Source organism: Sanguibacter gelidistatuariae (assembly GCF_900096585.1).
Classification (GTDB): domain Bacteria; phylum Actinomycetota; class Actinomycetes; order Actinomycetales; family Cellulomonadaceae; genus Sanguibacter; species Sanguibacter gelidistatuariae.
Genome location: NZ_FMYH01000003.1, coordinates 279,966 through 293,707 on the forward strand (window position 1 = coordinate 279,966; position 13,742 = coordinate 293,707).

General features: G+C 69.8%; 11 protein-coding genes. 4 read left to right on the top strand and 7 right to left on the bottom strand.

Features of this window, described 5'->3' with window-relative positions; all coding sequences use genetic code 11:
- Positions 1-51: 51 nt before the first annotated feature.
- The 3 genes from BLQ50_RS09010 (at position 52) to BLQ50_RS09020 (ending at position 4,041) form a co-directional block, all read left to right on the top strand.
- Positions 52-1,980 carry a DUF4914 family protein gene (locus BLQ50_RS09010; RefSeq protein ID WP_093183000.1) on the top strand — a complete coding sequence of 643 codons (1,929 nt, stop codon included), beginning with the start codon at positions 52-54 and terminating at the stop codon, positions 1,978-1,980.
- Positions 1,981-2,236: 256 nt separating this feature from the next.
- Entirely contained in the window at positions 2,237-3,235 is a 999-nt protein-coding gene (locus BLQ50_RS09015) for a TIGR03557 family F420-dependent LLM class oxidoreductase (RefSeq protein WP_093183001.1), read from the top strand.
- Positions 3,232-4,041, top strand: a complete 810-nt coding sequence (locus BLQ50_RS09020; RefSeq protein ID WP_093183003.1) for a coenzyme F420-0:L-glutamate ligase — start codon at positions 3,232-3,234, stop codon at positions 4,039-4,041. Before BLQ50_RS09015 ends, BLQ50_RS09020 begins: the two co-directional genes overlap by 4 nt.
- A gap of 227 nt (positions 4,042-4,268) precedes the next feature.
- On the opposite strand, the gene BLQ50_RS09025 is transcribed toward BLQ50_RS09020, so the two are convergent.
- From BLQ50_RS09025 to BLQ50_RS09050, 6 genes are all read right to left on the bottom strand, one after another.
- Complete coding sequence (locus BLQ50_RS09025) at positions 4,269-4,802, bottom strand: SatD family protein (protein ID WP_175559078.1); 534 nt, start codon at positions 4,800-4,802, stop codon at positions 4,269-4,271.
- Between the two features lie 84 nt (positions 4,803-4,886).
- Positions 4,887-5,780 carry a hypothetical protein gene (locus tag BLQ50_RS09030; protein WP_093183006.1) on the bottom strand — a complete coding sequence of 298 codons (894 nt, stop codon included), beginning with the start codon at positions 5,778-5,780 and terminating at the stop codon, positions 4,887-4,889.
- Between the two features lie 241 nt (positions 5,781-6,021).
- Positions 6,022-7,071 carry a zinc-dependent alcohol dehydrogenase family protein gene (locus BLQ50_RS09035; RefSeq protein WP_093183007.1) on the bottom strand — a complete coding sequence of 350 codons (1,050 nt, stop codon included), beginning with the start codon at positions 7,069-7,071 and terminating at the stop codon, positions 6,022-6,024.
- 18 nt (positions 7,072-7,089) lie between these two features.
- A complete protein-coding gene (locus BLQ50_RS09040) occupies positions 7,090-7,671 on the bottom strand; it encodes an HhH-GPD-type base excision DNA repair protein (RefSeq protein WP_093183008.1) in 582 nt (193 codons plus the stop codon).
- A 7-nt stretch (positions 7,672-7,678) separates the two neighbouring features.
- Positions 7,679-9,556 (bottom strand): glycoside hydrolase family 2 protein, encoded by a 1,878-nt coding sequence (locus BLQ50_RS09045; protein WP_093183010.1) that lies wholly within the window; start codon positions 9,554-9,556, stop codon positions 7,679-7,681.
- Positions 9,553-10,908, bottom strand: a complete 1,356-nt coding sequence (locus BLQ50_RS09050) for an MFS transporter (RefSeq protein ID WP_245701032.1) — start codon at positions 10,906-10,908, stop codon at positions 9,553-9,555. The genes BLQ50_RS09045 and BLQ50_RS09050 overlap by 4 nt, the downstream gene beginning before the upstream one ends.
- A gap of 97 nt (positions 10,909-11,005) precedes the next feature.
- Between BLQ50_RS09050 and BLQ50_RS09055 the strand changes: the two genes are divergently transcribed.
- Positions 11,006-11,437, top strand: a complete 432-nt coding sequence (locus BLQ50_RS09055; RefSeq protein WP_093183011.1) for a CoA-binding protein — start codon at positions 11,006-11,008, stop codon at positions 11,435-11,437.
- 91 nt (positions 11,438-11,528) lie between these two features.
- Here BLQ50_RS09055 and BLQ50_RS09060 read toward each other — a convergent pair whose 3' ends face one another.
- Positions 11,529-13,619: a beta-galactosidase gene (locus tag BLQ50_RS09060; protein ID WP_093183012.1), complete on the bottom strand. Its 2,091-nt coding sequence runs from the start codon at positions 13,617-13,619 to the stop codon at positions 11,529-11,531.
- Positions 13,620-13,742: the final 123 nt, after the last annotated feature.

Consider the following 13,742-nt stretch of genomic DNA (forward strand, 5'->3'; position numbering starts at 1 on the left):
CAGGCTGATGATCCGACGCCCTCGTACGTGAGGTCCGACCTTGGAGCAGCTATGACCCTTATCGACAGCCTGACCGCGCGAGGCACCGGGACGCTTCCCGCCGGCATGGTCCTTCCCCCTGCGGTCCAGGCCGCCCTGGACGCCTGCGCGAACGTCATCATCCCGTCCTCCCGCGAGGAGCTCTACCAGCTGGCCCTCGGCCCCGAAGGCGGTCCGAGGTTCACCGTCGAGTACGACGTCTTCGGCACACCCGTGCCCGAGGCCGAGGTGGTCCGGTGCAAGAACGGCATCGCCGTGAACTACCCCGAGGACTACATGCGCCGCCGGGACCCGGACTGCATGCGCATCGCCGACGACCTGCCCACCGACAAGCCCCGCTACCGCGACATCTTCGGAACCGAGTTCGCGTCGGTCAAGGCGCAGACCCTCGACTGGCTCGCAGGCCAGGACCTCGTCGTCGTGCCCTTCAAGGCCGGCGGCCTCACGCACGGCTACCCCTCGCTCGCGATCTGCCCGGTCAACTCCGCCTTCTTCGCGCTGACCCTGGTGGACCTGCAGGGCTGGGTGACCTTCGACGAGCTCGGTCCCTTCGAGCCGCGCTCGATCCTCTACGTCGCTCCACCGTTCCGCCACACCCACTTCGAGGGCCGTCAGGTCGTGGTGCACGACCGCTCCGAGACCCTGCACGAGGTGTTCGCCTACAACCTCTACCCAGGCCCGAGCGCAAAGAAGGGCGTGTTCTCGGTCCTCCTCGACGTCGGGGAGCAGGAGGGCTGGGTCACCGCGCACGCGTCGTCGGTCCGGGTGACAACGCCGTACGAGAACGAGACCGTGATCATGCATGAGGGCGCCTCGGGCGGTGGCAAGTCCGAGATGTGCCAGGAGATCCGCCGCCAGGAGGACGGCCGGATCCTGCTCGGCACCAACGTCGTCTCCGACGAGCCCTACGTCATCACCCTCGGTGAGACGAGCGCCCTGGCCCCCGTCACCGACGACATGACCCTGTGCCACATCGACCTGCAGACCGGCCAGGGTCGCCTCGTGGTGGCCGACGCCGAGGACGGCTGGTTCGTACGGGTGGACAACCTCACCGGCTATGGCCAGGACGTGCACCTCGAGCGGGCCTGCATCCACCCGGACCAGCCGCTCGTCTTCTTCAACATCGAGGGCGTCCCGGACGCCACGGTCCTGCCGTGGGAGCACACACTCGACTCGAACGGCAAGCGCTGCCCCAACCCGCGCGTCGTCGTGCCACGTCGGCTGATGACGGACGTCGTCGGCGCCGAGGAGGTCGACGTGCGCACCTTCGGTGCCCGGATGCCCGCCTGCACCCGCGAGAACCCGACCTACGGGATCATGGGCATGACCCACATCGTGCCGCCGTCGCTCGCCTGGATCTGGCGGCTGATCGCCCCGCGCGGGGACAAGAACCCCTCGATCGGGGAGTCGAAGACGGCGACCGACAAGCTCGCCCACGGCGGCATGGTCGCCGAGGGCGTCGGCTCGTACTGGCCGTTCGCGACCGGCACCAAGGTGGCCGCGGCGAACCTGCTGCTGCGCCAGATCGTGGACATGGACCGGACCCGCTACGTGCTGACACCCAACCAGCACATCGGCGCGTACAAGGTGGACTTCGCGGCCGAGTGGCTCACCCGTGAGTACCTCGCCCGTCGCGGCGGCGGAAAGCTGCGCGCCGAGGAGCTCACCCCCTCCCGCTGCTCGTTGTTCGGCTACACGCTCAAGGAGATGAAGATCGACGGCCAGCTCATCCGGCCGACGTTCCTGCGGCCCGAGCTGCAGTCGCAGGTGGGCTTCGAGGCGTACGACGCCGGGGCGAAGATCATCACGGACTTCTTCAAGAGCGAGCTCACGCAGTTCCTCACCGACGACCTGGACCCGCTCGGTCGCCAGATCATCGAGGTCTGCCTGCGCGACGGCTCAGTCGAGGAGTACGCCGCCCTGACCCCCCTCTTCACCTGACACCTCTCCATCCGCCCCCTCCCGCCCCCTCCCGCCCCCTCCCGCCCCCTCCCGCCCCTCACTCTCTCGCTGAGTGCGGTCATATGGCTGCCGGATGTCCGGTTTGGGCAGCCATTTCCCCGCACTCAGCGAGGGGGGTCCACGAGCGGCGACGGGCTTGTGCGCCCGCCGCCGCCCGCCCGCCGCCGTCTGCCCGACGCCGTCCATCTGGCGGGTGGGTGGGTGCCACCCGGGCCACGGGGCTTAAGGTCGTTCTATGGACCTGACCATCGGCTATGCCGCGATGCTTGAGCAGTTTCACCCGACCGACATCATCACGTTGTCCGAGTATGCCGAGCAGCACGGCTTCAGCGGGGTGATGGCCGCCGACCACTTCCAGCCGTGGGTTCCCCAGCAGGGTCAGAGCGCCTTCGTGTGGAACGTGCTCGCCGCGCTGGGGGAGCGCACCCGCGGGGACATCGGCCCCGGGGTGACCGCCCCGACCTTCCGCTGGCACCCGGCCATGGTCGCCCAGGCCTCCGCGACGCTCGCAGCCATGTACCCCGGCCGGCACTGGCTCGGTCTGGGGTCGGGTGAGGCGCTCAACGAGCACATCGTCGGCCAGTACTGGCCCGAGGCGCCCGAGCGGATCAACCGCATGTTCGAGGCGATCGACATCATCAAGAAGCTCTTCACGGCCTCGCTCGCTGGCAAGGACGTCAAGCACTCGGGGCCGTTCTACAAGCTCGAGTCGACACGCCTGTGGACCATGCCCGACGTCGCCCCGGAGATTCTCGTCGCGACCGCCGGGCCGGTCACGGCCAAGCGGGCCGGCAAGCACGCCGACGGTCTCATCACCGTGGGCGCGCCGCTCGAGAAGATCTCCATGCTCTTCGGCAAGTTCGACGACGGTGCCCGCGAGTCCGGCCGCGACCCGCTGACCATGCCGAAGGTCCTGCAGATCCACCTGTCCTGGGCCGAGACGGACGAGCAGGCCATGGTGAACGCGATGACCGAGTGGCCCAACGGCGGCATGAAGTTCCCGAAGGCGGACATCCGCTCGCCGTTCGAGTTCGAGCAGATCGCCAAGCTCGTGCGCCCCGAGGACTTCGAGGGCCGGATGGTCATCTCCGCCGACCCGGACGTGCACCGGGCGAACATCCAGAAGTACGTCGACCTCGGCTTCGACCGGATCTACCTGCACAACGTGGGCCGCAACCAGCGCGAGTGGATCGAGACCTTCGGCCGCGACGTGCTGCCCAAGCTCGTCCGGTGAGCCCGGTGCCGCCCTCGGCGGAACCGGTCGTCTCTGATCCGGAGGCGCAGCTGCGCATCTGGGCACCATCCGGCATCGGCGAGGTCTGCGATGGTGACGACCTCGCTGAAGTGCTCGCGACCGTTCTCACCGACCTGGTCGACGGCGACGTGCTCGTGGTGACGAGCAAGATCGTGTCCAAGGCCGAGGGGCGCATGATCGCCGCGGCCGACCGCGAGCAGGCCATCACGGACGAGACCGTTCGGGTGGTCGCCACCCGCGAGCATCCGGGTGGTGTGCTGCGGATCGTGGAGAACCGCCTCGGCCTGGTCATGGCCGCGGCCGGGGTGGACGCGAGCAACACCCCCGACGGCACCGTGCTGCTGCTGCCGGTCGACCCCGACGCCTCCGCGCGCCGGCTCCGAGCGGCCGTCCGCGGCATCCACGGTGTCAGCGTGGCGGTCGTGGTCTCTGACACGTCTGGGCGCGCCTGGCGCAACGGCCTGACCGACATCGCGATCGGCGCCGCCGGGTTGGCGGTTCTCGACGACCTGCGCGGAGGGACGGACTCCCACGGACGCGAGCTCACGGTCACCGTGACCGCCGTGGCCGACGAGATCGCCGCCGCCGCCGAGCTGGTCAAGGGCAAAGCCACCGGGCGACCGGTCGCCATCGTCCGCGGTCTGGCCAAGCACGTGCTGGATGACGACGGCCCAGGTGCACGGGTCCTGGTCCGCGATCCGGATCAGGACATGTTCCGTGAGGGCAGCGCCGAGGCGTACGCGCGCGGTTGGGCGGACGGTCGTGGGGCGGTCGCCGCGGACTGAGTCTCATGCTCATCGCAACTGCTTATATGGGTATAGGCAGTTCTGCGGGATCAAAGAGTGCTTGCCGCGAGGTAGAGAATTGCTGCCGCCGAGATCGTCCAACTCGTGAGGCTGCCGATGAGTCGTCCACCCTTGAGCGGGCCGACGAGAGATACGGTGCCCACAGGTGAGCCCCGACCGTACGATGTCGGCGAGGCCGATCAGGAGGACCAAGACCGACGCGGTCATCAGGTGCCCAGCTCGTCGAGCACCTGGTGGGCCGCCACGAGCGTCGCTACGCCCGATCGCTGGAGGCTCTGCGAGACCGCCGACTGGGAGATGCGTTCCTCGGTCGCGAGCTCGGACTGCCGCCTGCCAAGCAAAGCACCGGCAGCAACGCATCGCTCGCGAGGGTTCATCCTGCGGATCGTGTGGTCGCGAACGAGGAGGTAGGAGTTGACGATCGCAGCGATGTCCGGACGCGAATCGTCGGAGGCCAACCACGTGCGTAGATAGGGGTTGGCCTTGTCCTCTCTGCTGTGGGCCTCGACGATCGCCTCCCGGGCGAACCACCATGCCGATCCGTCCTGGATCGTCGCATCGTCTCCGACGGTGCGCAGCTCTCCCAGGCCCAGCCCGAAACGACAGTCGACCTCGGGGGAGAAGAGCAGCTGAGCGATCGCGGTGGCCCGCAGGGCGGCGGCGACATCGTCGAACACCGCCTGGAACTCGTCACCGACCGTGGCCCACAGGGGCTGGCGGAACGGGCACAGCGCATCCACGGTCGAGAAGATCTGGTGCTCTATATAAGTGTTTGCGCGCTAGCAATTCATGGGCGATCCGGTGGGTCAACGGACATGCCCTGATTACCCCTGGGCCCAGACATGCTCGCCGCTCCGGCGCCGCACCGCCGCGGACACCCGGGCCACCAGGCGCTCGGGGTGGCGCAGCACGTCGTCGGCCGTCGCAGTGATGATGAGCCACCCGGCGTCCTCAAGCCCGTGGCAACGCTCGATGTCACGGCGCCAGGCGGCGGGGTCGGTGCGGTGGACGTCGCCGTCGTACTCGATCGCGATCTTGAGCCGGTGGTACTGGAGATCGGGCAGCGCGACGAAGTGTCCGGCGTCGTCATAGACCGGGGTGTTCACCTCCGGGCACGGCAGCCCGGCGGCGACGAGGACGAGCCGGGTGCGGGTCTCCATAGTCGAGTCGGTCCCGGCGACCATGAGCTCGAGCGCCGCGCGGCACGCGGTGAGGCCGCGCATCTTGTGCGTGTGGAGCATGAGTGACTCGAGCCGGCCGAGGTCCGTGACGGGTTCCACCCGGCGCAGCATCGCGTCGCCGAGGACCACGACGTCCGCGAGCGGCAGGTAGTGGGCCAGCTGCAACCAGGTCTGTTCCGGTGAGGTCACCGGCAGCGCCCCCACCTGCACGATGTCGAGGGCGGCCTGGGTGCACAGGTGTGCCGCGATCTCGGGTCGGTGCGGGCGGGTCTCGCGCCGGCGGGTCGTGACGTGCACGAGCGGGTCAGACTGCAGGCGCCACGGGACCTCGACCCCGAGCAGGGCGAGCGCGGTCACGTGGCTGAAGGCCGCGTCGTCGGGCAGGAGGGGGAGGGCGGCGTGACACCGGGCGTCGACCGAAGTGGGGCACGGGCCTTCGACCCGGACGCCGTGGAAGGGTGCGGTGAACCTTCGCGAGCGCATGGTGGCCCGGGTCAGCCCGAGGGCGAGTCCCTGCTGGATCGTGAAGGTGTCCATCCCTCATCCTCACGCCGCGCGGCGCCCTGCACCCCGATCCGTCGCCCCCTGTGGACAACCCTCCGCTGAGTGCAGCCGAATGGCTGCCCGGTGTCCGGTTTGGGCAGCCAAACGACCGCACTCAGCGGAAGGAGAGGCGGAACAGCTGGGGCCGGTCGGGCCAGCGGGCCGGTGGGGCCAGCGGCCGGCGGGGCCGGCGGGCCGGCGGGGCCGGCGCGGTGGGGGAGGGCAGGGGCCGGCGTCAGGGGCGGAGGAGGACCTTGGTGGCGCGGCGTTCGTCCATCGCGGCGTAGGCCTCGGCGACGTCGGACAGGGGCAGCTCGAGGTCGAAGACCCGGCCGGGGTTGATCGCGCCGGATAGCACCTCGGGCAGCAGCTCCTCGATGTACCCGCGCACGGGCGCCACACCGCCGTTGACCCCGATGTTGGAGTTGAACAACGTCCGCACGGGCAGCTCAGGGCCGCCGTTGGGCACCCCGACGTAGCCGACCGTGCCACCGGGGCGCACGGACCGGATGGCCTGGTCCATCGACTCCGCGGTCCCCACGCACTCGAGCACGGCGTCCGGCCCGATTCCGTCGAAGAGCTCCTTGATCCGCGCCACCCCGGCGTCGCCCCGCTCGACGACGATGCCCGTCGCCCCGAACTCGAGGGCGATCGCCTGGCGGTCGGCGTGCCGCGACATGGCCACGACCTGCGAGGCACCCAGCCGCTTGGCGGCGAGCACGGCGCACAGCCCGACGGCGCCGTCGCCCACGACTGCAACTGTGCTGCCGGCGGTGACCCCGGCGGACAGCGCGGCATGATGCCCGGTGCCCATCACGTCGGCGAGGGTGAGCAGGGAGGGGATGAGCGCGTCGTCGGGCATGGTGGGGGTCGCGACGAGGGTGCCGTCGGCGCAGGGGACCCGGACGCGCTCGCCCTGCGCGGCGTCGACCGGGTGGCCGTCGCGGTCGGTCGAGCCCCACCATCCGCCGTGCAGGCAGGACGTGCTCACGCCGTTGGCGCAGTTCACGCAGGTGTTGTCGCAGAAGTAGAACGGCGCGATGACGAAGTCGCCGACGGCGATCGCCTGGACGCCCGCGCCCACCTCCTCGACGATCCCGACGAGCTCGTGCCCGATCCGCCGGGGGTGCGGGGTCGGCGCGATCCCGCGGTAGGACCACAGGTCCGAACCGCATACGCAGGCCGCCACGACCCGGACGACGGCATCGGTGGGCAGGAGGATCTGGGGATCGGGAACGTCGTCGAGGCGAACGTCGCGCTCGCCGTAGATCACTGTTGCGCGCATGGGTACCAGTCTAGGTCGCTAGGTCTTAGTCGCCCGGGCGGCGGCCTTCGCGGCCTGCTTCGTCGCGCGGACCTCATGGAGGCTCGCGTCGTCGGTCACGTCGGCGATCGACCGTCGGGCGCCGTCCTCGCCGTAGGGGCCGGCGGCCGCGCGCCACCCCTCGGGCTCGACGCCATACTGCTTGCCCAGCAGGGCGAGGAAGATCCGTGCCTTCTGCTCACCGAAGCCCGGCAGCGCCTTGAGCCGGCGGAGCACCTCGGGGCCGTCGGGGGACCCGTCGGTCCACAGCCGGGTGACGTCGCCGCCGTAGGAGTCCTCGATCGCCCGGGCCACGGCCTGGATCCGCCCGGCCATCGACCCCGGGTAGCGGTGGACCGCCGGCGGCGTGGCGCACAGCGTCACGAAGTCCTCCGGCGCGGCTACCGAGATCGCGTGGACGTCGAGGGAACCCATCCGCTCGGCGATCTTGCGCGGACCGGCGAAGGCGGACTCCATCGTCACCTGCTGGTCGAGGAGCATGCCGAGGAGCAGCGCGAAGGGATCGGTCGAGAGCAGGTGGTCGGCCTCGGGATCACCGGTGAGCCACAGGTCGGGTGTCATCGCCCCATCATGGCAGCGGAGCTTGCCTGGCACCCGTGGACGGACTGGCCCAGGCATGGTCCGTCACCACAGGCAGTCGCAGCCGCGCGTTCACGGACTGCACGTCCTCCTCCGCGAGCTTGAGAACCCTCCGGTCGTAGCTGAGCACGCCGTTCGTCTCGTCTTCGACGTCGGTGAGCTGGGTGTACACGGTGGCCGACAGCCCCCGCTCGACCGCGGGAATCATCTCGCGTTCGTGCAGGCGCACGAACGCCGCCGTGAGGGCCCCTGCGTCGCCGAAGCGCTTGTAGCCGAACTCTCGCTCGCTGACGCTGTGCCCGGGCAGGCGCTGGCTGTAGCCGCCGTACTCCGAGACCACGACGACGCGCTCGGCCGTCCCGCGGCGCCGCCGTGGCATCCGGAATGGCCGGAAGTACACGTGCAGGCTGGTCATGTCTCCGCCGCCCTGATCGTGCCAGCCGCTGGCGTGGTCGATGCTGCGGCTCGGGTCCAGGCCGCGCAGCAGCCGGGTGGCCTCGAGCGCGTCGAACTGACCCCACCCCTCGTTGAACGGAACCCAGGCCGCGATGCTCACGACCGAGCGCAGCAGCTCGACGGTGTCGCACATCTCGTGTGTCCAGTGCGCCCGGCCGGCGGCATCTGAGCGGGCGAAGGCCCGAAGTCGCGAGTCGCGCAGGCGCAGCGGCGCCAGCACTGGTGCGGTGATGACGACGGGCTTGTACCGGCCGCCTCCGTTGACCATGTCTTGCCAGACGAGCATGCCGAGTCGGTCACAGTGGTAATACCACCGCATAGGCTCGATCTTGATGTGTTTGCGCAGCATCGTGAAGCCGAGGCGCTTGGCGGTCGCGATGTCGTGCACCATCGCCGCGTCGCTCGGTGGCGTGAAGAGGCCGTCGGGCCAGTACCCCTGGTCGAGCACGCCCGCGTGGAAGTAGGGCTCACCGTTGAGCAGCAGTCGCGGCAGTCCGGAGGAATCCGGGCCGATACCGAAGGTGCGCATGCCGAAGTAGCTGACCACGGTGTCGGTTCCGAGAGTCACTTCGACGTCGTAGAGGAAGGGATCTTCGGGTGACCAGAGGCGGGCTCCCGGCATGTCGATCCGCGTCGGCGCCCCGATCATGGCCGTCGCGTGGGCCACGACGGCATCGCCGTCGCGCACCGTGATCAGTGCCTGCACGGTGGCCTGCACGGTGGCCGGCACGGAATCCGGACCGACGTCGCCGCGTGTGCGCACGGTGATCTCGATGGCGTCGAGCCCGGCCAGCGGCAGAATCTCGACGGCGTCGACGCACACGATCGGCACGGACTCCAACCACACCGTCTGCCAGATGCCGGACTGTGCCGTGTACCAGATGCCACCACGGTCAAGCTTCTGTTTGCCGCGGGAGAGCTGCCCGTCGTCGCTCGGATCGCTGACCCGCACGCGCAGCTCGTTCACGCCGGGTCTAGCCGCCGCACTCGCGTCGAAGGTGAACGGCAGATATCCCCCGACATGGGAGCCGAGCTCGACGTCGTTCAACCAGACCGTGCAGCTCTGGTCGACCGCGCCGAAGCGCAGCAGCAGCCGCGTTCCCGCGCCTGGTACCAGCTCGGCCGCGAGCTCGAACGCGCGGGCGTAGTGCAGCCACTGCGTCGGCTGCAGCTGGCGCTCGACCCCGGAGAGCGTGGCCTCCGGGGAGAACGGCACGATGATGTCGCCGTCGTACCCGCCAGGCGTGGCATCCGTCGCCGTGATCGCGTAACGCCACCGTCCATTGAGACTCTGGAAGCTCTCCCGCACGAGCTGCGGGCGCGGGTATTCCGGCAGCGGATTCTCGCTGTCGAGCTGTTCACCCCAGGGCGTCAGCAGGCGGGTCAGTGCGGGGCGTGGAGCGCGGCTCATCGCTCGCGCTCCCGCCGCAGCAGCGCGAGCGCTGGAATGAGGACGAACAGGGTCACCACTGCCGCGGCGACGAAGATGCCGGCGGTGGGTACCTGCTTCGCCACGCCGAGCTCCTCGTAGGTCTCCCCGGCCCCGCGGATGACGGCGGCGCCGATGAACGGGCCGATCAGCATCGGCAGCAGGATGGCGAAGATCATGCGCAGACCCTGCACGGAGCCGACGCGGTCCCTCGGAGAGAAGTTGCGCACGGATGCGCCGATGGCCGCCGTCATGAGCATGAATCCGCTCATCATGAACAGGCCGGCGACGATCACGAAGACCGTGTCGCGCGCGATCGCCATCAGGGCGAGGCCGAGCACGTAGATCGCGGCGATCGGCAGGATCGACCGCACGGTTCCGATCCGATCGATCACCCGACCGCCCAGCACGCTGGCCACTGCGGCGCCGAGCAGGACGACGGCGAGCACCAGCGCATACTCCTCGATCTTCAGCGTGCGCTGGATGTAGATGATGAGGTACGGCAGGAAGATCTGGGTGGAGATGCCAAAGACCGCCCACGTGCTGAGCGCGAGATAGAGCGCCGGGTTTGAGCGCACGACGGAGGGCCGCAGCCCGTGCGCGATCGAGCGGAACACCCGATCGCTCTGCCTGGCCGGGTTGGGTACATCGCGAATGAGGAACCAGGCCAGCACTCCGACCAGCATCGTCGCGAACCCGATGATGGCGAAGAACTCCCGCCATTGGCCGGCGCGTGTGAAGCCGTCGAGGGCGCCGAAGACGATCAGCATGCTGAGCAGCGGCAAGGCCGCCAGCACGGATTCGATCTTGGCGCGGTTGCTCACGGTGGTCACGTCGGTCACCCACGCATTGAACGCGGCATCGTTGGCGCTGGACCCGATGACCGTCATCACGCAGTCCAGCAGGATCACCACGAGAACCGTCGCGACCACGGCGTCGATCACGGGCACGAGCTGCCCGACGCCCTCGACTGAGACAAAACCGAAGGCCGTCGTCGACAGGCCCCAGAGCAGGTAGCCCACCACGATGAAGATGCGGCGCTTGCCGAGCCTGTCGCTGACCGCCCCGATCAGCAGCGTGGCGATCGTCGCCGCGACGGCGCTCGCCGCGACCATCGCCGCGAGCGCGGTCGGGTCGTCGGTGATGGTGTCGTAGACGAAGACGTTGAGATACATGTTCTCGAGCGTCCACGCGATCTGGCCGACCAGGCCGACGATCACCACGGCGAACCACCGCCGGGCACCGAACGTTCCTGCCGGGTGGCCCGCGGGCGGGTGCGCTGCCTCGGCAGCGTCCGGGGCGCGGGTGGTGGTTTCCTCAGGGCTTTGTGTCACGTCAGGTCCCATCGCGATCACCGTCGATTGCAGAGCGCAGCACCGGGCACGATCCCGCCGCCTGGAGGACAACTTTAGAGTGTGGTTGTGTGGGGGTATGACACACACGAACGATCCCGCGGTGATCCGCCGGTTGCTGACCGAACCGGGCCGGTGGGCCGTCGTCGGGCTCTCGGACAACCCCGCGCGCGTTGCCTATTCGATCGCCACGTATCTCCAGGGGACCGGCATGGAGATCGTCCCGGTCCACCCCAAGGCCGAGACGGTGCACGGGGCCCGCGGTTTCCCGTCCCTGGCCGACGTCCCGGGGCAGATCGACGTCGTTGACGTGTTCGTGCGCTCCGACCTGGCCGGAGACGTCGTCGACCAGGCGATCGCGGTGGGGGCGAAGGCGGTGTGGCTCCAGCTCGGGGTGATCGACGACGCCGCGGCCGAGCGCGCGTCGAAGGCTGGGCTCGATGTCGTCATGGACACGTGCCCGGCCATCGAGGGGCCGAAGCTGAACGGCCACGCAGGCCCGACGGCATAGTCCCGGCGGACCCGCGTGGCTGGTCAAAGGGGCGGCCCGCTCGGGCGCCAGGGACAGGGCGGTCCCTGGCGAAGCGGTCGGGCCGACCCGGTCAGGAGGCTGGGTGGGGGATGCGCAGGACGCGCACCCCGCCCGCCGGGACCGTGACGGAGCCGACGACGGCGGCCACGGTGAGCAGGTCCGTCACCCCGGCGGCGGAACCCGCCAGAACCGGACCGTCGACCCTGAGGTCGCCCCCGCTGTGGTTGATCGCAAGGACGTAGTCTGCGTCGACGCCCACCCGGCGCATGACCTCAAGCTCCTCCGGCAGTCCGCTCGGGGCGAGGCCGGCGTCGGCATAGACGGGAGCCAGGATCCTCGCGAGCGCGTCGACGTCGAGCTGGGTGGAGACGTACCAGCCGGAGCCGGAGCCGAGGGTGTTCCGCGTGATCGCGGGTGCACCCGGCGCAGGTCCGTCGAGGTAGGTGCCCACCACGGTGGCCCCGGCCAGGGTGAGGTCGTCCGCCCACACCGAGCCGGTCAGGACTCCGGACAGGCCAGGTGCTACGTCGCCGCCGTCGAGCGTCACCTGAAGGGTCTTGCCCTCGCGCAGCGGCAGGAACTCCTCAACCGTCACGCCGAGCGCCCTGCGCAGCGGGGCGAGGAAGCCGCCCTCGTGCACGGCGTCGTTCTCGTCGACGATCCCGGAGAAGAACGACACCAGGAGCACGCCGCCGCCCTCGACGAACCGGGTGACATTCGCCGCGGACTCGGCGGTCAGCAGGTAGGACGCCGGGGCCACCACGAGCTTGTACCCGGAGAGGTCCTGGGCCGGGTGGGCGAAGTCGACGGCCACGCCGTCGCGCCAGAAGCGGTCGTAGAACGTGTTGATCCGCTCGCGGGCGTTCACATCGACCGAGGGGTGCCACTCCAGCCCCTGGGCCCACAGCGACTCCTGGTCCCACAGCAGCGCGACGTCGGACGTGACGCGCGAGCCGCGCAGCTCGCTCGCGGCTGCCAGGTCCGCGCCGAGGGCGACGACCTCGCGCCAGACCCTTGAAGACGTGCCCGCGTGCGGGAGCATCGCGCCGTGGAACTTCTCCGCGCCCGAGCGCGAGGCCCGCCACTGGAAGAACATGACGGCGTCCGCGCCGCGTCCCACATGGGAGAACGCGCTGCGGGCCATCTCGCCGGGGCGCTTGGCGACGTTGCGCGGCTGCCAGTTCACGCCCGACGGCGAGTGCTCGAGCAGGAGCCACGGCTTGCCTCCCGCGACGGATCGCGTGAGGTCGGCGGCGAGGGCGAGGCCCACCTCGGCGCGCGGGTCGGCGGCGGTGAGGTAGTGGTCGTTGGAGACCACATCCACCTCACGGCCCCAGGCGAACAGATCGGTCGAGGGGCACTCGGCCGCCATGAAGTTGGTCGTCACGGGGACCTGGGAGCGGGCGTGGATCGCGTCCCGCTCGGCCATGAAGCACGCGAGCAGGGAGTCGTTGGTGAAGCGGGCGAAGTCCAGGCACTGGGCCGGGTTGGCGACCGACGGCGTGGCGGCCGGGACGCCGACGTGCTCCCACTCGCCGTAGACCTGCCCCCAGAACCGGGTGCCCCAGGCGGCGTTCAGCCCGTCGAGGGAGCTGTAGCGGGCGCGCAACCACTCGCGGAAGGCGGCGGCGCTGGCGGGGGAGTAGTCCTCGGAGACGGGAGCTCCGTACTCGTTGTGGACGTGCCACAGGGCGAGGGCCGGGTGGGAGCCGTAGCGGTCCGCCAGCTGCTCGGTGATCCGCAGGGCCGCAGCCCGGTAGGCGGGGGAGGACGGCGAGGCCATGCCGCGCGAGCCGAAGCCCAGCACGGTGCCCTCGCGGGTGACAACCCGCGCCTCGGGGTAGGTGTGGAAGAACCACGCGGGCGGGGAGGCCGTCGGCGTGGCCAGGTCGATCCGGATCCCGTGGGAGTGCAGCAGAGTGACGAGCCGGTCGAGCCAGGCGAAGTCGAACTCGCCTTCGCGCGGTTCGAGCAGTGCCCAGCTGAAGATGGCGATGCTCACGAGGTTGACCCCGGCCTCGTGCATGAGGGTGACGTCCTGCTCCCACACCTCCTCGGGCCACTGCTCGGGGTTGTAGTCCCCTCCGTAGCAGATCGAGTCGATCCCGGTCAGCCACCCCTCGAAACGGGGGCCGACCGGACGGGGCTGTGCAGACGTCATGTCACTCCTTTAGGTGCAATCCTGTGCACGATCACAGTCATCATTGGCCGTGCAACAACTAGGTAACACGATCAATGACCGTGTTGACAAGCCGGGGCGAGAGGCAGGTACTGTGACCGTGCA